The sequence below is a fragment of the Arthrobacter sp. 01T425 genome, from assembly GCF_056398725.1.
Genome location: NZ_JBFTPY010000009.1, coordinates 22,304 through 44,509, shown reverse-complemented (window position 1 = coordinate 44,509; position 22,206 = coordinate 22,304). Strand labels below are relative to the sequence as shown.

At 68.6% G+C, this 22,206-nt stretch carries 10 protein-coding genes, 2 tRNA genes and 1 pseudogene; 4 read left to right on the top strand and 9 right to left on the bottom strand.

The genetic code is table 11. The features are described 5' to 3' along the window. The first annotated feature begins 90 nt into the window (after nt 1-90). Both AC1DNG_RS11480 and AC1DNG_RS11475 read left to right on the top strand, forming a co-directional pair. Nucleotides 91-882 carry a PspA/IM30 family protein gene (locus AC1DNG_RS11480; protein WP_476887373.1) on the top strand — a complete coding sequence of 264 codons (792 nt, stop codon included), beginning with the start codon at nt 91-93 and terminating at the stop codon, nt 880-882. A 180-nt stretch (nt 883-1,062) separates the two neighbouring features. After that, complete coding sequence (locus AC1DNG_RS11475) at nt 1,063-2,487, top strand: cryptochrome/photolyase family protein (protein WP_476887372.1); 1,425 nt, start codon at nt 1,063-1,065, stop codon at nt 2,485-2,487. A 107-nt stretch (nt 2,488-2,594) separates the two neighbouring features. On the opposite strand, the gene AC1DNG_RS11470 is transcribed toward AC1DNG_RS11475, so the two are convergent. From AC1DNG_RS11470 to AC1DNG_RS11455, 4 genes are all read right to left on the bottom strand, one after another. Then, a tRNA-Met gene (locus AC1DNG_RS11470) sits at nt 2,595-2,668 on the bottom strand. Between the two features lie 239 nt (nt 2,669-2,907). After that, nucleotides 2,908-2,981 (bottom strand) — tRNA-Met (locus AC1DNG_RS11465). Between the two features lie 261 nt (nt 2,982-3,242). Further along, nucleotides 3,243-6,239 (bottom strand): UPF0182 family membrane protein, encoded by a 2,997-nt coding sequence (locus AC1DNG_RS11460; protein WP_476856666.1) that lies wholly within the window; start codon nt 6,237-6,239, stop codon nt 3,243-3,245. Nucleotides 6,240-6,453: 214 nt separating this feature from the next. Continuing rightward, a complete protein-coding gene (locus AC1DNG_RS11455; protein WP_476858897.1) occupies nt 6,454-7,602 on the bottom strand; it encodes a YlbL family protein in 1,149 nt (382 codons plus the stop codon). A 256-nt stretch (nt 7,603-7,858) separates the two neighbouring features. Between AC1DNG_RS11455 and AC1DNG_RS11450 the strand changes: the two genes are divergently transcribed. Further along, nucleotides 7,859-9,403 carry a zinc-dependent metalloprotease gene (locus AC1DNG_RS11450; protein ID WP_476887371.1) on the top strand — a complete coding sequence of 515 codons (1,545 nt, stop codon included), beginning with the start codon at nt 7,859-7,861 and terminating at the stop codon, nt 9,401-9,403. Between the two features lie 7 nt (nt 9,404-9,410). On the opposite strand, the gene AC1DNG_RS11445 is transcribed toward AC1DNG_RS11450, so the two are convergent. From AC1DNG_RS11445 to nudC, 3 genes are all read right to left on the bottom strand, one after another. After that, entirely contained in the window at nt 9,411-10,055 is a 645-nt protein-coding gene (locus tag AC1DNG_RS11445) for a M48 metallopeptidase family protein (RefSeq protein WP_230010553.1), read from the bottom strand. Next, nucleotides 10,055-12,157, bottom strand: coding sequence for an ATP-dependent DNA helicase UvrD2 (locus AC1DNG_RS11440; RefSeq protein WP_223913982.1), 2,103 nt, complete (start codon nt 12,155-12,157; stop codon nt 10,055-10,057). Before AC1DNG_RS11440 ends, AC1DNG_RS11445 begins: the two co-directional genes overlap by 1 nt. A gap of 181 nt (nt 12,158-12,338) precedes the next feature. Beyond that, the gene (gene nudC / locus AC1DNG_RS11435) at nt 12,339-13,430 is read right to left on the bottom strand and encodes an NAD(+) diphosphatase (protein WP_476856662.1); all 1,092 of its coding nucleotides are present in this window, start codon (nt 13,428-13,430) and stop codon (nt 12,339-12,341) included. Between the two features lie 187 nt (nt 13,431-13,617). On the opposite strand from nudC, the pseudogene AC1DNG_RS11430 reads away from it, so the two are divergent. Further along, a pseudogene (locus tag AC1DNG_RS11430) lies at nt 13,618-14,886 on the top strand (macrolide 2'-phosphotransferase); the annotation flags it as partial. A gap of 377 nt (nt 14,887-15,263) precedes the next feature. Here AC1DNG_RS11430 and AC1DNG_RS11425 read toward each other — a convergent pair. Next, the gene (locus AC1DNG_RS11425) at nt 15,264-18,839 is read right to left on the bottom strand and encodes an ATP-dependent helicase (RefSeq protein ID WP_476887370.1); all 3,576 of its coding nucleotides are present in this window, start codon (nt 18,837-18,839) and stop codon (nt 15,264-15,266) included. Further along, nucleotides 18,836-22,189 (bottom strand): ATP-dependent helicase, encoded by a 3,354-nt coding sequence (locus tag AC1DNG_RS11420; RefSeq protein WP_476873250.1) that lies wholly within the window; start codon nt 22,187-22,189, stop codon nt 18,836-18,838. Before AC1DNG_RS11420 ends, AC1DNG_RS11425 begins: the two co-directional genes overlap by 4 nt. Between the last annotated feature and the right edge of the window lie 17 nt (nt 22,190-22,206).

Sequence of the window (22,206 nt, the reverse complement as noted above, 5' to 3'; positions counted from 1 at the left end):
CGGCCGCAAGGGCCCGGACAGCGGATAGATGCGATACATCATCGATCACTGGAATCAGTGAGACAACGGAGCAGGACGAAAGGTAACACCATGGTTAAGCAGTCCATTTTCGGCCGCATGGCGCAGCTGGCGAAGGCAAACATCAATTCGCTGCTGGACCAGGCCGAAGATCCGCAGAAAATGCTGGACCAGATGGTCCGTGACTACACGAACAACATCGCGGAGGCGGAGTCCGCCGTGGCCCAGACCATCGGCAACCTGCGCATGCTCCAGGACGACTACAACGAGGACGTCCGCAACGCCCAGGACTGGGGCAGAAAGGCCCTCGCAGCCTCGCGCAAGGCCGACGAATACCGGGCGAAGGGCGACGTCGGCGATTCCGAGAAGTTCGACAACCTGGCCAAGGTGGCCCTGCAGCGCCAGATGGGTTCCGAGAACGAGGCCAAGGCCGCCGAGCCGAGCATCGCGTCCCAGACCGAGGTGGTGGACAAGCTCAAGCACGGCCTCGACCAGATGAAGGGCAAGCTCAACGAACTGACCAGCAAGCGCAATGAGCTGGTGGCCCGGTCCAAGACCGTGCAGGCCCAGAGCCAGGTCCACGATGCCCTCAAGAGCATCAACATCATGGACCCCACCTCCGAGGTGGGCCGCTTCGAACAGAAGATCCGCCGCGAGGAAGCCAAGGTCCGCGGCCAGCAGGAGCTCGCCGAGTCGAGCCTGGACGCCCAGTTCAATTCGCTGGAAGATCTTGGCGAGCAGACCGAGATCGAAGCCCGGCTGGCAGCGCTGAAGTCCGGCGGCGCCCCCGCTGCCATCGGCACCGGCGAAAAGAGCGCCGAGTCCGGTTCCACGGTCGAGGAGGCCGACTTCGACAAGCTCTGACCCGCCGGTCCGGCGCTTCCGCAGGACTGCTGCACGCTTCGGGCCCGGGGCCGGGCTCCGGCGGACGAACCTGACACCTCAGGATCGCCCGCCGGGGCCCGGCCCTCGTTGTGCCCTGCATGGCCCCATGTCTCACCGCACAGGCGCCCGCGGCGGCGGGCGCGCGTGTACCGTGGATCCATGTCTGCGACCCTTGTGTGGCTCCGTGATGACCTCCGGCTGGATGACAATCCGGCTCTGGCGGAGGCCGCTGCCCTGCACCAACCCCTGACCGTCGTCTATGTCCTGGATGAGGAGTCACCCGGCATCCGGCCGCTGGGCGGCGCGGTGAAGTGGTGGCTCCACCATTCCCTGGCCGGCCTGGCCGCCGCGCTGGAGGCCACTGGCTCGCGGCTGGTGCTCCGCCGCGGCCCCGCCGCCCGGGTCATCCAGGACCTCGCGGTGGAAACGTCGGCAGACGCCCTGCTGTGGAACCGCCGCTACGGCGGCCCTGAACGCGCCGTCGACGCCGGCCTGAAGAGCTGGGCCGGCGGGGAGGGCCTCAACGCCACGAGCTTCCAAGCGAACCTCATGTTCGAGCCGTGGACCGTGCGCACCGGCGGCGGGGGCCCCTACAAGGTCTTCACGCCGTTCTGGAAGGCCTGCCTGGCCGGTGCCGAGCCCCGGCAGCCGCTGGCGGCTCCGGACCAGCTGCCGGGCCCTGCACGCACCCAGAGCGGCGGCCTGCCGGCGAGCGAACCGCTCGAAAGCTGGGGCCTGCTCCCCCGGAACCCGGACTGGAGCCCGGGGCTGGCCGACACCTGGACGCCGGGAGAAGCCGGCGCCCTCAGCCGCCTCGAGGACTTCGTGGATGGCCCGGCCGCAGAGTACGGCACCGGCCGCGACGTCCCGGGCGTCGAGGGCACCAGCCGGCTCTCCCCGCATCTGCGCTTTGGCGAAATCAGCCCCTTCCGGATCTGGCACACGCTGCGCCACAGCTTTGCGGCGGGGGCGCCGGCCGACGTCGGGATCTTCCGTTCCGAACTTGGCTGGCGGGAATTCTGCTGGCAGCTGCTGTACGAGAATCCGGATCTGGCGACACAGAACTACCGGCCGGAGTTCGACCGCTTTCAATGGCAGCCGGCGTCGGGCGACGAGCTCCAGGCCTGGCAGCAGGGCCGTACGGGCTACCCGATGGTGGACGCGGGCATGCGCCAGCTCTGGCAGACGGGCTGGATGCACAACCGCGTGCGGATGGCGGCCGCGTCCTTCCTGGTAAAGAACCTGCTGGCCGACTGGCGGCTGGGCGAGGCCTGGTTCTGGGACACGCTGGTGGACGCCGATGCCGCGAGCAATCCGGCCAACTGGCAGTGGGTGGCGGGCTCGGGTGCCGACGCGTCACCGTACTTCCGGATCTTCAACCCGGTCACGCAGAGCAAGAAGTTCGACGCCGCCGGTCGTTACCTGCGCGGGTACATTCCCGAGCTCGCCGCGCTGGATGACAAAACCGTCCACGAGCCCTGGAAAGCCGACAGCGCCGCCCCCGGCTACCCCGCACCGATCGTGGACCTTGCCGAGTCCCGGGCGCGGGCGCTGGCAACCTATCAGCGGCTCAAGGACGGCTGAGAGCCGGCACGGGGGCGGCTCAGGGCAGACGCAGCGCAGGCCGCCGCCGCGGACTTAAAACGAAAGGTCCGGAACACTGTTTCCAGTGTTCCGGACCTTTTCTCCAGTTGCGGGGACAGGATTTGAACCTGTGACCTCTGGGTTATGAGCCCAGCGAGCTACCGAACTGCTCCACCCCGCGTCGCTTGATCAACTCTACCCTAGTTTCCGGACCGCCTTGACCACGTGCCCGGCCGCCGTCCAGTCCGGCACATCCAGATCGATGGACTGCGAGGCGATGGTCTGCGGGGCGAGCCGCTCGAGCGGTCGCCCCTTTGTCCTATGACCGGTTTCCCGGTTCCCGGCTTCCGGACCGCCCCCCAGCGGCTTAAAGCAAAAGGTCCGGAACACTGTTTCCAGTGTTCCGGACCTTTTCTCAAGTTGCGGGGACAGGATTTGAACCTGTGACCTCTGGGTTATGAGCCCAGCGAGCTACCGAACTGCTCCACCCCGCGTCGCAAGATCAACTCTACCTGCCGGTGAACTTGAGGCCAAATCGAGGCGACGTGATGTGCATCTCGCCGCCGACCCGGAGCGTCCGCCCCGGTCTCCCGGGCCCGGCCGGCCATGGCCGCACAGGGATCGAATCCGCTCCGTCTACGCCACAGGCCGGGTTTGCCCCTCCGTAGGGGCAAACCCGGCCTGTCGCACCGTTCACAGCCTGCGCCTGGCCCTCTCGCAGCGCGCAAGGACCTGCCAGGGTCAGCTGCGCAGCGTTAGCCGCCCGCCGTCGCCGACGGTGTGGGCGACGGTGTGGCGGTGCCCGCCGGCGCGGCCGGGGTTTCCAGCTTTGCTTCGGCCTCAAGTGCCTTTTGCAAGGCAGCGTTCAGCTTCTTTTGCTGCTCACCGTAGGTCGCGAAGTCGCCCTTCGCGAGGGCGTCCTGGCCGGCCTTGATCGCGGCATTGGCCTCGTCCAGCGCGGCCTTCAGGTCTGCCTTCGCGTCGGTAGTGCCGGGCGGCGGAGTGGCACCACCTGGCGTGGTGGGCGTGGCCGGTGTTTGTCCCTTGTTGGCCGAGTCACCTGCTGCGGCACCCGAATTTCCGCCGAAGAGCTGGTTCAGGGCCTCGTCCAGTGTGGGCGCGAACCCGATCTTGTCGCCGAACGCCACCAGGACCCGCTGCAGCGTCGGGTAGGAGGTCTCCCCCGTGGAGCGAAGATAGACGGGTTGGACGTACGCCATGCCGCCACCGACCGGCAGGGTCAGGAGGTTGCCGTTGAGCACCGCCGACGCACCCTGGCGCAACAGGTTAAGGGCCTGCGAAACGGTGGGGTCGGAGTTGAACTTGTTCTGCGCCTGGCCCGGTCCGGGGACCTGGGTCTCCGGCGGGATCTGCAAGAGCCTCAGCTGGCCGTAGCTGTCCGCTTTGACGCCCTTCTGGTTGCCGGCGTCGGAGTCCGCGGCCAGGAAGCCGTAGAGCACGTTGCGGGCGTTGCCGTTGACCACCTGCGGGATGAACGACGAGGTCAGCTGGAACGCCGGCTTGTCCTGGTCGGGCATCTTCAGCGACATGTAGTACGGCGGCTGTTTGACTTCGTCCTTGACGGTGGGGTCGTTGGGAACGGACCAGGCGTCAATGTTGGTGTAGAAGCTGTCCGGGTTGGTCACGTGGTAGCGGCCCAGAAGCTCGCGCTGGACCTTGAACAGGTCCTCCGGGTAGCGCACGTGGCTCATGAGCGCACCGGACATCTCCGAATACGGCTTCACCGACGTCGGGAAGATCTTCTGCCAGGCTTTCAGGACCGGATCCTGGTCGTCCCAGGCGTACAGCGTCACGGAACCGTCATAGGCGTCCACGGTGGCCTTGACCGAGTTGCGGATGTAGTTCACCGAGCTGTTTGGCAGGGCTACTGTCCGGTTCGCGGCGGTCTGTGAGTCGGCCGTGGCGGCCGAGAGCTGCTCCTGCTGGGAGTACGGGAAGTACGGGCTGGTGGTGTATCCGTCCACGATCCATTTCACCCTGCCGTCGACGACGGCGGGGTACGGATTGCCGTCAACAGTCAGGTAGGGCGCCACCTTTTCGACGCGGTCCCGCGGGTTGCGGTCGTAGAGGATCTGGGACTCGGCGTTCACGCCGTCGGAAAGCAGCAGGTCCGAGGACTGGAACTTGATCGCGTAAAGGATCTTGTTGAAGAAGCTGCCCACGTTCGGGCCGCCGTTGCCGGTGAAGGTGTACTGTGTCTCGCCGTCGCCTTCCTTGGCCGCGGGCCGGTCCTGCTCACGGTGCGGTGCACCGTCCGGGGCGCCCACGATCGAGTAGTCGGGCGAGTCCTGGCCGAAGTAGACGCGGGGCTGGTAGGTCGAATCGTTGCCGAGCGCGCCGGTGGACGGGATGCCCGCCTGCAGGAAGTCCGGCTTGCCGTCCACGGTGAACTTGTTGCCCTTGGCGGCGACGACGCCGTAGCCGTGGGTGTAGACCACGTGCCGGTTCAGCCAGGACTGCTGGTTCGTGGCGAGCCCGTCCGGGTTGAGTTCGCGGACGGCGATGACCGTGTCCTGGATCTTGCCGTCGATCTCGTAGCGGTCCACGTTCAGGGCGCTGGGGAACTGGTAGTAGGGCCGGTACTGTTCGAGCTGCGAGAACGCATCCGAGATCAGGTTCGGATCCAGCAGCCGGATGTTGGCGGTGGTCTGCGCATCGGGGGCCAGCGCGCCGGTGGTGGCGTTGGTGGTGGCGTTGTACCGCTTTTCCTGGACCTTATCCAGGCCGTAGGCGGCACGGGTCATCGCGATGTTCCGCTTGATGTATTCGTTCTCCAGCGTCTGCTCCGAGGGCCGGACCTGGAACTGCTGGATGACCCACGGGTAGACGCCGCCGGCCAGGATGGCCGTGATGATGAGCATGGCGGTGCCGATCACCGGCAGCCGCCACTTGCCGATGACCGCGGCGACGATGAACAGCACGGCGACGATGGCCGCGGCCACGGCCAGGATGGCCTTGGTCGGAATGACGGCGTTCACGTCCGTGTACAGCGCACCGGCCCAGCGCCCGCCGTTATTCTGCACCGTGGAGTAGCGGTCCAGCCAGAAGTTGAGGCCCATCAGCACCAGGAAGGCGGCGCCCGTGACAGCCAGGTGGATCTGTGCGGCGCGGCTGGTGAAGATCCCGCGTTCCATGATCCGGATGCTGCCGTAGAGGTAGTGGGTGAGGATGCCGGCAAGGCCAGCGATCACCGTGACGCTGATGAGGAACCCGGTGACGAAGCCGAGGAAGGGAAGAGTCATGAGGTAGAAGCTGATGTCGAGCCCGAACTGCGGATCGTTCTGGCCGAATGCCTCCTGGTTCAGGAACAGGAGGACTTTCTGCCACTGGCTGGCCGCGGCGCTGCCGGCGAACAGGCCAAAGAGGATGGGAAGCCCCACCATCACGACGCGGCGGATCGGTTCTAGCTGCGCCTGGTAGCGGTTGAGGTTGTCCCGGATTTCCGAATCGGGGGCGTACACCGGCCGCGCATGGTAGGCAATCCTGATGGCGAAGAAGACGGCCAGGAACATGACAGCGAAACCTGTCAGGAAGATCACGATCCTGGCCAGGTTCTCGGTCAGGAACACTTCGAAGTAGCCGAGCTGCTGGTACCAGAGGACATCCGTCCAGACATTGGCGAAGAAGATGAATCCGACCACGATCAGGGCCACGATGATCAGCGTCGGCGTCAGGGCGCCGCGTCGTGTCTGGGGTCTTCCGGGCGGGACAGTGCTGGCGGGACGGGACAAACTCGGTACCTCATAGCTGGTCGTCTACTGCTGGTTTTTAGTTATCAGTCGCTGCTGTGGCTCAGTCTGGCGACCAAGTGCCGGTGTTGCAGGTTGATGCATTCTAACGGCCGTCACCGCCGTTCCGTCAGGGCCCTGCAGCAGGGTCCCGGCGGGACGGCGCGGCCGTCAATTAGTGCCACGAGTGGGGACGGCGCTTAGTTCCGCGGCCAGTCTAGTTGTTGGTGCAGACGGGCAGTCCCGATGTGTCGCCGCCTGACGCGGCCAGTTCAACTGCCTTGCGGGCCTCGGTGAGGTTCTCGACCCGGACCACCTGCAGGCCGTCGGGGATGTGGCCCAGAACGTCTTCGCAGTTGGCCGCCGGGGCCAGGAACAGCGTGGCCCCGCCGGACCGCGCCCCCTGCATCTTCTGGGCGATCCCGCCGATGGGTCCTACGGCGCCGTCCGGGGTGATGGTTCCGGTTCCGGCGATGTGCTTGCCGCCGGTCAGGTCCCCGGGAGTGACGGTGTCAATGATGCCAAGCGCGAACATCATGCCCGCACTGGGGCCACCGACCTTGTCGAGCGAGATGGTGACATCAAACGGGAAGGTGAACTTGTACTGCAGCAAGACGCCCAGGATGTAGCGGCCCGCACTGTTTTTGGCCGGCGTGATGGTGACTGGCACCCGGGCGCCGGCGCGTTCGACAATAACCTTGGCGGGCTTGCCGTTGCCGGCGGCCAGTTCCGCCTGGACCACGCCGAGCGCAGTGATGGGCTTGTCATTGATGGAGACAAGTTCGTCCCCTGCCTGCAGCAGTCCTTTCGAGGCGGAGTCGTCCGGGAGCCCGGCCACCTGCATTTTCTGCCCGAACGGAATCTTCAGTTCCTTCAGTGCCGAGGCGATGGCGTTCTCCTGGGAGGTGGTCATCGCGGTGGCGCTCTCCTGCTGGGACTGTTCCTTGGTGACGCCGGTGGGGAAGAGCAGTTCCTGGGGGTAGACGGCCTTGGTCCCGTTCAGCCATGCCGAGAACGCCTCGAAGACGCTGACCGGACCGTTGGGACCGCCGTCGACATAGACAGTGGTCAGGTCCAGGCTGCCCTTGGCGGGAAACGACTCATGGCCGCTGACGCTGATCACCGGTTTGCCGTTGTCCTGGCCGATGGTGTTGAAGGTGGGGCCGGGAGACTCGATCACGTAGGGCACGGGCAGGCTCACCGCGGTGATGCCCAGTGCGGCGGCAAGCAGCCCCGAGACAAGCATGGCTGAAGACCGGTTGTTGCGCGGGCGCCGCACGCCGGCGCCAGCCAGTCGCGCCCACCTGCCCCGGGCAGGGCCGGCCGCTGGGTCGCTGGCGGGCTGCTCACCGTGGGTGATTGTCATTGAACGACCTCTCCGTGCCGGCACGAGGGCTGCGGCCCTGCCAGGACAAGCCCGAAAGGACACCGCGACCACGCACCAGGGCCGCAGCCTAACCCGAGGCTGCCGCGTGCAAATATTCCAACTTCCAAGCCTACGCGCTTGGGACCCCGGACCGCTCTTTGCCTACAGCGAACGTGGCGCGGTTTCGGCAGACAGCCACTCTTGCACAGGGGTACCGTGAAGTTGAGAAGCAGCCACACCGACGATCGGCGGGATCATGACCTCCAACCCACTCAATCCGTCCAATGGCGACGAGGAGCCCAAGGATCCTTTGGCCGAAATGCTCAAAAACTTGATGGGCGGGCAGGGCATGGGCAATATCGACCCCGCCGAGCTCGCCAAGGCAGCAGGCCTCCCGGACGATCCAAACCTCCTGGCCCAGATGTTCTCCCAGGTGCAGGCGATGATGAGTGCCCCCTCGGAGGGGCCCGTCAATTGGCAGCTGGCACATGACAACGCCCGGCGCGTCGCCGCCAGCGGAACTGACCCCTCGGTCACGGCGCATCAGTCGCGGGAGGTCGATGAGGCCCTTCGGCTGGCCGAACTGTGGCTCGACCAGGTCACCGGGCTTCCGGCCACGGGACTGATCGGCCGGGCGTGGTCCCGCGCCGAATGGGTCGAGGAAACCCTTGGGACGTGGAAGCGGCTGACCGAGCCCGTGGCCAACAGCATTGCCAATGCGCTCTCGGCCGCCATGACCGAGCAGATGCCCGAGGAAATGAAGTCCATGATGGGCGGCGCCTCCTCGATGATCCAGAACATGGGCGGGGCGATCTTCGGCATGCAGCTCGGCCAGGCGATCGGCGCGCTGTCGGCCGAAGTGGTCAGCTCGACGGACATTGGCGTGCCCCTCGCAGACCTCGAAATGGCGCTCCTGCCGGCCAACGTGGCGAAATTCGGTGAGGGCCTCAGCCTGCCGGAAAACGACATCCGCCTGTTCCTGGCCGTGCGCGAAGCGGCACACGCCCGTCTCTTCGTCCAGGTCCCCTGGCTGCGCGGGCACCTGCTCGGCGCGATCGAGGCCTACGCCCGCGGCATCCACATCGACACGTCCAAGATCGAAGAACTGGCACGCGAGATCGATCCCAGCAACCCCGAGGCCATCCAGGAGGCGCTGTCGCAGGGAGTCTTCATGCCGCAACGCACTCCCGCCCAGGAGCAGGCCCTCGAAAAGCTGGAGACCGCGCTGGCCCTGGTGGAAGGCTGGGTGGACGAACTCACCTGGGGTGCAACCGAGAAGATGTTGCCGTCCGCGGCCGCGTTGCGCGAAACCGTCCGGCGGCGCCGGGCCACTGGGGGCCCCGCGGAGCACGCGTTCTCCTCCCTCGTGGGACTCGAACTGCGGCCGCGCCGGCTCCGCGAGGCCGCCACGCTGTGGGCCTTGCTCAAGGAAGAGCGTGGGGTCGACGGCCGCGACGCCGTTTGGCAGCATCCCGACCTGCTTCCCACGGCAGAGGACCTGGAAGATCCGCAAGGCTTCAGCGAACGCCGTAAACTCGCCGAAGCCAGCGACAGCGAAGTGGACGACGCCCTGCAGAAACTGCTTAGCGGAGGGTTCGACGAGCCGGCCGGCGCCGACGCCACGGACACCGAAGGCACGGCGGATTCAGAGGGCACTCCGGATTCAGAGGGCACCACGGACACCGAGGGCACCGCGGATTCAGAAGGCACGGCGGATTCAGAGGGCACGGACGAACCGGCGGCCAAGGACGACGACCGTCAGGACGGCGGACCGGACGACGGCGGCACGCCCAAGGCCTAGCCGAACGCTAGTAGGCCCCGGCCGGGATTTCGGTTCCGTCCGGGGCTTCGTCGTATCCGCCGTCGGGCGCCAGGCCGCGTGAGGTCGCGAACGAGACCCCTTCCAGGAAGGCCTTGGCACGCTCAGTCTCCGGGTACGCCGTCAGCAACCGCCAGAAGGCGGCATCGTGGCCGGCCACCAGGAGGTGGGCCAGTTCGTGAAGCAGCACGTAGTCGATCACCCACTGCGGCATGGGCTGCAGCTTCGCCGAGAGCCGGATGGTCCCTTCGGACGGCGTCGCGGAACCCCAGCGCGAATTCTGGTTGGTGACCCAGCGGACCGAGGAGGGCACCGCCCTGCCGCCCAGGTACTTCGCCGACAGATCCGCGGCGTGGGCGGCAAGGTCGGCATCGCTGCGGGGGCGGCGCCGGCCGGAACCCCGCGCCGCCCGGTCCCCCTGGCGCCGGAGTTTCTCCAGCATGCGATGGACCCACTCCCGTTCCTGCGCCCTGCTGAAGGACGCGGGGATGGCGACGACGGCGGTGCCGTCCTCCCAGAACGCGGCGACCGTGCGGCGTCGGCGCGCAGAGCGGCGGACCACTACCGGGGCGCCGTCGGCGGTGGTCAGCGGTGTGGCCGCCGGAACTGAACCGGACATCACTGAACTGGGCATCACTGAACCGTGCTTTCGGCCAGGACTGTCAGAACGGCCTCGCCGTACTTCTCCAGTTTGGATGGACCCACGCCGGCGAGTTTGGCCAACTGCTCCAGCGACTCGGGGCGCGCCTCGGCGATGGCGGTCAGGGTGGCATCGGTGAACACCACGAATGCCGGGACGTCCGCCTCAAGGGCCACGTCCTTCCGCCACTGCCTGAGCGCGTCGAACGTCTGTTCCTCGTAACTGGGCGGGCACTGGTTGCAGCGGCCCACCTTGCGCTCCGCGCCGCTGGAGAGCATGCTGCCGCAGACCCGGCACGACGCCGGAACGGCCGCCTTCCGGCGCGGCGCCGGGCCCTTGCCCCGCAGGTGGGAGCTGGCCACCGAGTCGGGGCGAAGGCCGTCCAGGAAGCGCGAGGGCTTGCGGTTGGCGCGTCCGCCGGGTGTCCGGGCAGTGGACCAGGACAGGGACAGGTGTTCGCGGGCGCGGGTGATCCCGACGTACAGGAGCCGGCGTTCCTCGTCCACCGCTTCAGGAGTGTCCGCGAACGAGATCGGCACGAGGCCCTCACTCAGCCCGACCAGGAACACGGCGTCCCATTCCAGGCCCTTGGCGGCGTGCAGGGATGCCAGGGTAACGCCCTGCACAGTCGGAGCGTGCTGGGCCAGGGACCGTTCCTGGAGCTCGTTGACAAAGTCCGGGAGCGAGAACTGCGGGCCCCTGCTGATCACGAGTTCGTCGGCCAGCGCCACGAGGGCGGCCAGCGATTCCCAGCGCTCCCGGAGAGCGCCGCCGCTGTGCGGCGCCGCGTCCGTGTAGCCCAGGGAGGCGACGATGTCCCGGACCAGCTGCCCGAGCGGCTCGGGCGTGGCAGTTTCAGCCACCGCCCGGGTCGCGGCCCGGAGCTGCAGGATGGCGTCCCGGACCTCCTTCCGCGCGAAGAACCGCTCACCGCCGCGCAGCTGGTAGCCGATCCCCGCCGAGGCCAGCGCCTGTTCGTAGGCTTCGGACTGCCCGTTGGTGCGGAAGAGCACGGCGACCTGGCTCGCCGGTGTTCCGGCGTCGAGGAGTTCACGGATCCGCGCGGCGACAGTGGCGGCCTCCGCCTCGTCATCCGAGCATTCGGTGAACCGCGGCACCGGGCCCGCCGGCCGCTGCGCCACGAGCTGCAAAGGCGTGGCCCAGGCGGCGTCCGCCACCGGGCCGCCGCTGCGCCGGCCGGCGAGGAGGTCGTTGGCGAGCCTGACGACCTGGGGCGTGGACCGGTAGTCCCGGATCAGCTTAACGACGTGGGCCTCGGGATACATCGCTTTGAACCCGAGCAGGTGCTTCGGGGAGGCGCCGGTGAAGGAGTAGATGGTCTGGCTGGCGTCGCCCACGACGCAGAGCTCGTCGCGTCCGCCGAGCCACAGCTCCAGGAGCCGCTGCTGCAGCGGCGAGACGTCCTGGTACTCGTCGACGACGAAGTGCCGGTACTGTTCCCGGACGGTCGCTGCCACCTTTGGGTCCTCCTGCAGGATCCCCACGGTGATCAGCAGCACGTCCTCGAAGTCGATGACGTTGCGGTCGGTCTTGACGTCCTCATAGGACTGGAAGACCCGTGCCACGGCCGTCAGGTCGAAGCCGCCCGGATTGCCCCGGCCCTGGGCGTTCTCCAGATAGTTCGCCGGGGTCAGCATGGATACCTTGGCCCACTCGATTTCGGAGGCGAGGTCCCGGATGGAGGCGCGGTCCGTGCTGAGCCGGAGCCGCCGCGCGGCCTCGGCAATCATCTGTGCCTTGTGGTCCAGCAGATTGGGCAGGGTGCCGCCGACAGCCTGCGGCCAGAAGAACTGCAACTGGCGCAGCGCCGCGGCGTGGAAGGTACGGGCCTGAACGTTGCCGACGCCGAGGTCACGGAGCCGGCTGCGCATCTCGGCGGCAGCCCGGGCCGTGAAGGTGACAGCGAGGAGCCGTTGCGGGCTGTACACCCCTGAGTGCACGCCGTAGGCGATCCGGTGCGTGATGGCGCGGGTCTTGCCGGTCCCGGCACCGGCCAGGACACACATGGGCCCCTGGAGGGTGCTGGCAACCTCGCGTTGCTCAGCGTCGAGGCCGCCGAGGATCCGTTCCTCCAGCGAACGGCCGTCAGGTTCCGGGGCATCGGCAGGCGGGGCATCGCCCGACGTCGTGCCGCCCGACGGTTCCCCGCCGGGGATGGTGCTGAAGTTCAATTTCTCTGTGGTCACTTTTGCTGCTCAGTCGGTAGTCGGTGTCCTGCGGATAGGGGCAGGCGGTGTCAGCCTGTATGGGGCAGTGTCAGGCGCTGTCCGCGGCGTCCTGAATGATGCCGCCGTACCAGTGTTCAATAAGGGACCGGGCGATGGAGAGCCTGCTGGAAATGACGATCTCGCCGCTGAGGACGGCGTCCTGCAGTTCGCTCCGGCTGAACCACCGTGCCCTGGTGACCTCGACGCCGTCGGGCCGGGCTTCGGTGTCCGGCGTGGTGGCCGTGAAGCCGAGCATCAGGGAGGCGGGAAACGGCCAGGACTGCGATCCAAGGTACTGGGACGCGGTGACGCGGACCCCGACTTCCTCGCTGATTTCGCGCTGCACGGCCTGTTCGAGCGACTCCCCCGGTTCGACGAAGCCGGCGAGGGTCGAATAGTTCCGGGCGTCGAGTGGGCCGCCTCCGCCCAACAGCAGTCTCCCGTCGGGGCCCACCACGGTGACGATGATGGCCGGATCCGTCCGGGGGAAGTGCTCGGAGTTATCGGCCGGGCAGCGCCGGACCCAGCCACCGGCTTCCGGCTGCGTGGGAGTGCCGCAGCGCGGGCAGTGAGTGTGGGTGGAATGCCAGTTGGCGATGGCGCTGGCTTCGATGAACAGCGCAGTGTCCGTGGCGTTCAGGCGTGCCGCGACTTCGCGGAAACCCACCCACTGCGCATCGCTCGGAACGCCGGCCACGTGAGCCTCGAATTCCTCGGCCTGGACTTCGAACTGAAGCGGGAGGACAAAGAGGACAAGCTCGGTGCCGGCGTCGAGGTCCGAACCGGCCAGGGCGGAACCGAGGTAAATCACGTGTTCGGGAGCGTACGGGGTGTTGGCCAGGTGCCCGGAGAGCTCGGCCGCGTTGAGGAGCACGAGGCTGTTGCCGCTGACGAGGGCCTGCCTGCCGGAGAGCACCACGGCCTGCGCCGCGCCTGAACCGACCAGCTCCGCGAGCATTCCGGGTTTCACCCGCGCGGCGGATCCGCGGTCGATCAGGGCCGGGCGCACGGGAAGGACCGTCTCCATGAGGTGGTTTGCCGGCAGGAGATGCAGCGGCGGCGCCGCACCGTCGGATGCCGGGGATTCGGAGGGTGTTTGCTGTGATGCCGATGAAGATGCCGCTGACTCCGCAAGACTCATACACCCACCGTACTGACTCGGGCAGACAATTGACATTTGCCGACCATGCCGCCGGGCGCTCCACAGCATGTGCGGGACAGGCCGCCTGCCCCGGATTCAGCGCCTATTTCCCTCCGATTTGTCCCCGATCTCAAGACTCGCCGGAGTGCATCGCCGACTTGGGCGCCGCTCAATCTACCGTGGAAGGGTGAGAAGGAAACCAATCGAACTGGCAGCTGTAGCAACGGCGGCGGTACCCGGCCTGACCCCGACCGCCGTCAGCTCTGCGCCCGACGATCCGGCGGACTTCGACGCGGCCCTCCTGCTGGATTCTGAGGGCAAGCGTTGGCGCGTCCGCTCCCCCCGGCATGCCGAAGCGAGCGCCCGGCTGGAAACCGAATTCCTGGTGCTGCGTGCGTTCGCTCCCGGCATCCGGGCCGAGCTCCCGTTCCTCATGCCCACAGTGGCGGGAACGGTCCGGCAAGGCCAGCTCAGCACGTTTGTCTATTCGCACCTGGCCGGCGCCACCCGCTCCCTGGACGAGCTCAGCAACGGCTCTCCCGCGCTGGCCCGCGAAATCGGGGCGGCCCTGGCCGCGATCCATGACCTCCCACGGTCAATCGTGAGCAACGCCGATCTGCCCAGCTACACGCCCAACGAATTCCGCCAGCGGCGCCTCAATGAACTGGACCAGGCGGCCACGACCGGAAAAATCCCGCCGCTGCTGCTGCGGCGCTGGGAACACGCCATGGAAGACGTCTCGCTCTGGCGCTTCAATCCCTGCGTCGTTCACGGCGACCTCCACGAGGACAACCTGCTGGTCGAGGGTGAGCGTGTGACCGCAGTGACGGGCTGGACCGACCTGCGCATCGGTGACCCGGCGGACGACATGGCCTGGCTGGTCGCCTCCAACGAACAGGACTTTGTGAATGCGGTCCTGGATCACTACACCTCCAGCCGGCGCGACGCGCCCGATGTGCACCTGTTGCGGCGGGCCGCGCTCTCCGCCGAATTCGCCCTGGCGCAGTATCTGGTCAAGGGCATGGCCGCCGGCAACCAGGAAATGATCGACGAGGCGGAATCCATGCTCGCCACACTGGCCGAGGACGTGGCCGAACACGGCGGCCAGCCGATCAGCGTGGAACCGCTGCCGCAGCCGGTCGCGGCACCCGAACCCGGCACCGAACAAGCCATTGCCGACGCCGGTGCTCATGTCGATGCGCCGACGGTCCCGGCCGCGCCGGCCCCAGCGGCCAACGGGACGGCGCCCGCCGTCAGCAAGGTCACGCTGCTGCCTATGGAGCCGGTCACGGGCAGCGCTCCGGCTGATGATGCCACTGCCGGCATCAGTGCCAGGCCCGCTGTGCACGTCACGCCTATCCCCCGCGAAACGGGGGCTGACGAACCGGCGGCTGTCCCCCAGCCCATCGCAGACACAACCGCAGCCGCAGCCGCAGCCGCTGAAGCAGGCGACCAGGCAAGCGCCGAGCCGGGCGCCGGTAAGGCCGCAGGTGCGTCCGCCGACATCACCGCAATCCCCGGCGCCGCCAAGTCCTCCGAGCCCTCCAGCGCTGATGCCGCGCTGGACGGCGCCCCGCAGGCGGCGGCCCCCGACCCGGACTCCGGGAAGGTCAGTGAGGCCGGTGACAGCGACGCCGGGGCCGCGGTTCCAGCCGGTACCGACACATCGACGCAATCGATCGCCGTCGTCCAGCCCGGGTCCGGTGACAACACGTCAACCGCCGCGATCACGGTGGTCGACTCCGCGTCCCGCTAGCGCCGGCTGCCGGCCGGTTCAGGTGTACTGCCCCGCCCGGATCGTTCGGCGGGCTTTCTCCGGCCGGCTGACATCCGCTAGGCGCCGCTGTGCGTCGCTGTCCTCCCTAGCGCCGCCGACACGATTTCCTCAAGCTTTTCCGCTGATCCGAGGTCATGGGGGCGGACCACCTGGTTGTCGGCCACGTAGTAGAAAGCGGCCCGGACGTCCTCCAACGGGACCCCCTTGAGCCGGGCCCAGGCCAGCCGGTAGACGGCGAGCTGGACTGCCTTGACCTTCAGTTGGGCCGCCGAGGGGCGGCGGCCGGTCTTCCAGTCCACAAGATCCCAGCGGCCGTCGGCGTCGCGGAACACGGCGTCGATCCTGCCCCGGACCACGACGTCGCCGATCCGTGTCTCGACCGGGACCTCGACGTGGGCGGGGGCGCGGTGGGCCCACTCGGACTGACGGAAAGTCTCCACCATGGAATCCAGGCCGTAGGCCTCGTCGATGTGGTCGTCAGCGCCGGCTGCCTCACCCAGGTCCAGCATCCCGGCGGCGCCGAAGTATTCCTCCACCCAGGCGTGGAAGGCCGTGCCCTTGCGCGCCGACATCCCCGGTTCGCGCGGGATCGGCCTGCGCAGGCGGGCCACAACGGAGCCTGGGTCATCTTCCAGGTCCACGAGAGTCGACGCCGAGATGTGCCCGGGCAGATGCACATCCTGGACCACCGAACGCCGGGAGCGGCGTTCCAGCAAAGTGGCCGCCTCCTGCGCCCACCCGGCGGCGGGACCGCGCAGGATGGGACGTTTTCCGGCGTCCGCGCCATCCGGGCCGGATGCCATTGCCTCCAGGACACGGGCCGCTGCGGATTCCATGGCCGCCCGCCGGCCCGGGACAAGCCGCAGCCGTTTTCCCGTCCGGGGGTCATGCGGGCCCTCCAGCGGATCATAGGGCCAGGCGGCGACTTCGAGTTCAGAGGTCAGGGGGCTTTCGGCCGGCAGCGCGTCCTCGCTGACGGACAGCGGATGGATTTCGGCCGCGCCGTCGGCGGTGAGGCCCTCGAGCCCGGCAAGGAAGGGAGACATCTCCGCCAAACCGGCCCGGGACCCCACCCACGCCGCACTCGATAGCCAGAGCACGTGTTTGGCACGGGTGTACGCCACGTAGGCCAGGCGCCGTTCCTCGGCCTCGCCGTGCGCCTGGACGGCAGACTTGAACTCCTTCTCGGCGTCAAGCCAGCCTTTTTGGTCCGGCTGGTCCAGGTCCCACTGGGGCAAATCGGTGCGATCGCCGCGCAACGGCCACGGCAGTGCCGCACTGCCGCTGCTCCACCGCGAGTCACGACTGCTGGGGAACGCCCCGGAATTGAGCCCGGGAACGAACACGACATCCCATTCCAGCCCCTTGGAGGCATGCACGGTCAGCAGCTGGACGGCTTCGTGGTTCACCTCCGGCGCTGCGGCATCCAGACCGTTTTCCTCGGCCGCCGCAGCTTCCAGCCATGCGAGAAACGCCATGACATCTACCCGCTGGGAGGTGTGCAGGAACCCGGCCGCCGCGTCCTGGAAGGCGTCCAGGTTGCGGCGGGCCTGATGGATGCTGATCCCGGGCCGGGCCGCAACTTCGATGTCCAGGAGCATCGCCCGTTCGACCTCCCCGAGCAAAGTGGTGAGGTCGTCCCCCATGTAGCTGCGCAACTGCCGGAGCTCGTCCGAGAGCCGCTGCAGACGGTCCCGGGCCTCCGGGCTCAGTCTGCGTCCGTGCGCCGAGGTCCAGCCGTCGCGGGGCAGCCAGTCCAGGGCCTCGACCAGACTGGCGGCGTCCGTGATGTCGCCTTCGATCACAGCGTCATCCAGCGCGTCCTCGGCGGCACGCCCGTCATCCTCGGCACCCTGTCCGGCGTCGCCGGCCTCCAGGCCGCCGGGGCGACCCCGACGGCGGGCCAGGAAACTCGACCAGTCCCGCAGGGCCATCAGGTCCGCCGGGCCGATCCGCCACCGCGCGCCGGCCAGCAGGCGCATGAGGGAGTCCGAGCGGCCCGGGTCGGCCAGGACCCGGAGCGTAGCGACAAGATCGATGATTTCCGGCGTGTCCAACAGCCCGCCGAGCCCAACGATTTCATAGGGAATGCCCCGGACTTCGAACTCGCGGCGAATGCATTCCATCTGTGCCCGGCGCCGGCACAGCACAGCCATGGCCGGCGGAACCGGGTCGGCGGAGTGCGCGGCGTCGAAGTCCGTCACGCGAAATTTCAGCACGTCGCCTGCGATCGCCGCGGCCTCGGCTTCGTCCGTGGCGAACCGTCCCATCACCACCCTGCCGTCCACCGCGGCCGGGCTGGGCTGCAGTGGCGGGACCTCGACGGCATCGGCGCTTTCCCGGGCCCCGGCGGCCCCGAGGTTCGCCGCCGCTTTGCTCAGCGGCGCCGAAATGAGGTTGGCCGTGGCCAGGATGTTGCGTCCGTTGCGCCACGCTGTAGTCAAGTAGGAGGTGGGCGCCACGGCAAAGCGCCGGGCCTGCCCGCTGCCCCGGTCCCCCTCGCCGCCGTGGGCGGTGCCGGTGCCTTCGCTGCTGACGAGGATCGGGAATTCGCGGACGAAATGGAAGAGTTGCCCGGCGGACGCTCCCCGGAATCCGTAGATGGACTGGTTCGGGTCCCCCACCGCGGTAACCGCATGGCCGTCGCCGAAGAGCCGGGAGAACAGCACCAACTGGGCGTGCGAGGTGTCCTGGAACTCATCGAGAAGCACCACCTTGTAACGCTGGCGCTCTGTTTGGGCGGCGACCGGAATCTCACTGGCCACCCGCGCCGCCAGGGCCACCAGGTCACCGAAGTCCAGGGCGCCGCGGGCGCGCTTCGCCTCGGAATAGCGGCCCACCATGTCCGCGACGCTGGCCCGCGTGCGAAGCATCGCGCTGAGCTCGCCCGCAGCCTGGGTGGGGTTCTTCTTGGCTTCTGCGACATACGGGAGCGACTCGAACGCGGCGACCCGCTCCAAGAGCCAGCCACGGACCTGGGCCGGGTCCTGCAAATGCTCGGAGCACTCTCCCGCCAGCTGGATCACGGCCTTGACGAGCGTTGATTTGGCGGACCGGAAGTGTTCGTAGTCCCCGTCAAAGGCTTCCACCACCTCGCTGGCGAGCTGGAACGACTGGGCGCCGCCGAGCAGCACGACGTCGCGTTCGACGCCGAGGCGGAGACCGTAGTCGGACACAATGCCGCTCGCATACGAGTGGTAGGTGGAGACCTTGGGTTCGAGCGCATCCGCGCTCAGCAGCCCGGCAGGGAAGAGCGTGTTCCCGGTGTCGGCCGCCGCGATGCGCGCCAGCGCGGCCAGCTTGGCCCGGATCCGCGAGGCGAGTTCACCGGCGGCCTTGCGGGTGAAGGTGACGCCGAGGACTTCCTCCGGCCGGACCCAGCCGTTGGCGACGAGCCACACTACCCGATCCGCCATGGTGGCGGTCTTCCCCGAGCCCGCCCCGGCGATCACGAGCCGCGGCGTGAGGGGCGAGGAAATGATCAGGGACTGTTCGGCCGTGGGGCTGTTCCCCTCCCCCAGCAGTGCCGACAGCTCTTCCGGGCTGAACCGCGGCTCAGGAAGGGGCTCGGGGAGGGGAGCCGGAGCCGGATGCGGGTCGGTCGGGCCGCTTGCCGGCGCCTCGGGGCTCATTCAGTAACCTGCTTTCCCCGCACGCACAGCGGGCACACTTCAGGGAGCCGGCAGCCGTGGCCGCCGTGGCCTCCCTTGGACGGATCGTGGCGGGCCTGGAAAACGCTGCCGGACATCACGCGGGCCGCGTCGCCGACCATCTCCAGTGCCCAGTTGTCCTGCGGATCCAGCGGTGCCTGGGCCTGGATGCCGGGGCTCTTGGTGGTGGTGCCCAGCTGGGCCAGGACGGCGCCGCCCGGCAGCGGCGGCGGACCGTCGTCGGGACCCGCGAAGCCGCCGGCCAGCACGGCGGCCTGGTAGGCACCGAGCTGCGGGTGCCGGTCCAGATCCGCTTTGCCGGGCTGGCGTTTGCCGGTTTTGAGGTCGATGATCACCAGCCGGCCCTCGGCGTCGATCTCCAGCCGGTCGACCTGGCCCCTGAGCACGGCGGGCCGCGCCGGACCGGCGCTTCCGCCCTCGCCCGGATCGGATCCGGCCTGTGTGGAAGCGGCCTCCGCCGGAACGTCCGGCAGCTTCACCTCAAAGTCCTGTTCGACGCCGATCAGGCTCCGGCCCTCGCTGCGCATCACGAGGACATACTGGGCGAGCTTGCGGACCATGGACTCGGCTCGCTGGAAGTCCAGTTTGCCTTCCCAGTTGTCCTTCATCCCCAGCGTGGGCCAGCGCCGGACGAGTTCGGCGACATACTCGCTTCCCGAGGCGTCCGGGAGGTCCTGCGCAATGGCGTGGACCAGCGTTCCGAGGCTGCGGGCAAAATCGGTGGCGGCTTCACCGCCGGCGGCTTGGACAAACCAGTCCAGCGGAGATTTCTGCACGGTTTCGACCTTCGAGGGCGACACGAACACGGTACCGCCCGGCGGAACCACCGCCTCCTCCGAGGACAACTCCGCCAGCCCCCACCAGCTCGCGGGGTGCGCGCCCGGAACCGGCGGCTGGGCCGTGGCCAGGCCCCCCAGGACGGCCGCGGCTTCCGCCGATTCGGCCGCCCTCGGGTCGAGCTGGGCGTACTGCCGCAGCTCCGCTACCAGCGCCCGGAGCGTCAGCGGACGCTCGACCGGGGTAAAGCCCCGGCGGTCCTGCCCGGACCGCAACGGCGCCACATAGTCCAGGAACGAGGACGGCTGCTCATCCTCCGAGGACACCGCCGTGCAGATCAGCACCTCCCGGGCGCGGGAGACTGCCGTGGAAAAGCTCCGGAGCTCGTCATAGCGTATTTCGCGCAGCCGGCTCTGCGGATCCAGTCGCAGGGCATACTCCACGCCGTGCTCGACGGCGTCGGCGAACAACGTGCTGCCGAGCAGTTCGCCGCGCAACCGGGTGTTGGGCCACACGCCTTCCTGAAGTCCGGGCACAATGACCACCGGCCATTCGCGGCCGGCCGCGCTGGCAGGGGTCATGAGCTCCACCGCGTCTTCCAGCTGCGCCCGGGCGGCCAGGGTATCCATGGGAAGTTCCTGGCTGAGCAGGTATTCAAGGAACTGCTCCGGGCCGGAACCCGGCAGCTGGTCCACAAAGCGTTCCGCGGTATGGAACAGCGCCATCATGGCATCAAGGTCACGGTCGGCCCGGGCACCGGCTGAGCCTCCGGCGAGGGCGGCGTCGGTCCAGCGGGAGGCCAGGCCGGTGGAATGCCAGAGCGCCCAGAGCACCGTCTCTGCGTTGCCTCCGGCGGCACCGGCGGCGTCCCGGCCCGCTGCGATCATCCGGGCAATCCGGCGGGCCGAGTGACCCTCGATGCCCAGCGTTGCGAGCGCTCCCGGCTCCAGCAGGGCTTCGACCAGGAGCGCGTCGCTGGTGCGCCCGCCGCCGCCCAGGAGTTCCTCCCGGCGCAGCGACTGCCGCAGCCTCCGCAGTTCAATCGCGGTGGCGCCGCCTATCCGGGACGTCAGCAAGGACACCGCTGACTCGGGTGTGAGCACGGCAGGGTCCAGGGCCACCGCATAGGCATCGAGCAGCGGACGGACCGCGACCTCGTCCCGGACGGCGGATTCGGCGACGGGAATCCGGACCGGGATCCCCTGGCCGGCCAGGTACCGCTGCAACTGGCTGAGCTGGCCGCCGTTGCGCACGATCACGGCGATGTCCCCGAGTTCCCGGGCGTCGTTCAGCTGGGCTTCGAGGATCCGCTGGGCCACATACCGCAGCTCGTGGACCGGGGACGGCAGCAGGTGGGCCTCGACCGTCCCCGCGCGGGCGCCGGCGGCTCTGTCCGGTGTCGGGACTGGTTGCCCGTCCGGTGCCGGCACCGGTCCGGGCTGTTCGAGCCGGCGGGCGGACTGCCCGCCGGACCTGCGGGAGATGCGCCCGGCCACTGACAGCCATGCCTCCGCCACTGCCGGGTCCTGCCGATGCGCCGTCCACAGGGGTCGTTCCAGGATCGTCCCGTCAGGTGCCAGGAGGCCGGGAAGCTCCGCCACGAGATCGGGGCGTGCCCCGCGGAAGCCCTGAACCACGGTGTCGGGCGAGGCAGTGATGATGGCATCCTTGCCGGCGGCGATGTCGGCGAGCAATTCGAAGACCGCCGGGTTCGCCTCCTGGATGTCATCCACGAGAATCAGCTGCAGGCGGTCGCGTTCGGCGGCGAGGAAATCGGGTGAGTCCTGGAAGATCTGGCGCGCGGCAGTGATGATGCCGGCGGGGTCGAAGGCCTCGGGCATGCGCAGGTCCAGGACATCGCGGTATTCGGAGTACAGGGCGGCCGCCGGAATCCAGTCCGGCCGGTTGCACTGCCGGGCCAAGGCCACAAGGTCCTCGGCGGTCCGCCCGGATTCGATGATCCGGTCAAAGAGCTGGCGCACTTCCTGCCGGAAACCGCGGGTCTGCAGGGCGGCGCCCAGGTCCTCGGGCCAGGGCAGCTCGAGGCCGGGCAGCGCATGGCCCTCCAGCAGTTCCTTGATGATCAGGTCCTGTTCCGGGCCGGAGAGCAGCTTCGGCTGGCGCGGAAGCGGCAGGAGGCCTTCGGCCTTGGCACGGCGGATCAGATCGAAGGCATATGACGCCCAGGTCCGTGCCGGCGTCGTGCTCAGGCTCCGGTCCAGGCGGGCCGTGAACCGGTCGCGGAGCGTATCCGCGGCGAGCCGCCCGGGAGCCAGGATGAGCATCCGCTCCGGATCCAGACCATCGCGCAGGGTGCGGCGGACGGCAGCCTCGACAAGGACCGTCGACTTGCCGGTGCCGGGCGCGCCGGGCACCAGGACGGGGCCGGAGCCGGGCGGGACCTCGACGGCGGCAAGCTGGTCCGGTGACAGCACCGGCACCGCGCTGTGCTGGGTCCGGGGCGGCAACAGGCGCAGCCCCGCTCCCGTTGCGCGCCCCGCCCCGGGAAGGGGACGGGACCCGGACCGCTGCAGGCTTGGTTCAAGGTGGC

What these genes read in the sequence shown, in the direction of transcription:
- AC1DNG_RS11425 (WP_476887370.1), bottom strand. Translation starts at nt 18,839, where the DNA reads ATGAGCCCCGAGGCGCCGGCAAGCGGCCCGACCGACCCGCATCCGGCT.
- AC1DNG_RS11450 (WP_476887371.1), top strand. Translation starts at nt 7,859, where the DNA reads ATGACCTCCAACCCACTCAATCCGTCCAATGGCGACGAGGAGCCCAAG.
- AC1DNG_RS11475 (WP_476887372.1), top strand. Translation starts at nt 1,063, where the DNA reads ATGTCTGCGACCCTTGTGTGGCTCCGTGATGACCTCCGGCTGGATGAC.
- AC1DNG_RS11480 (WP_476887373.1), top strand. Translation starts at nt 91, where the DNA reads ATGGTTAAGCAGTCCATTTTCGGCCGCATGGCGCAGCTGGCGAAGGCA.
- AC1DNG_RS11445 (WP_230010553.1), bottom strand. Translation starts at nt 10,055, where the DNA reads ATGCCCAGTTCAGTGATGTCCGGTTCAGTTCCGGCGGCCACACCGCTG.
- AC1DNG_RS11455 (WP_476858897.1), bottom strand. Translation starts at nt 7,602, where the DNA reads ATGACAATCACCCACGGTGAGCAGCCCGCCAGCGACCCAGCGGCCGGC.
- nudC (WP_476856662.1), bottom strand. Translation starts at nt 13,430, where the DNA reads ATGAGTCTTGCGGAGTCAGCGGCATCTTCATCGGCATCACAGCAAACA.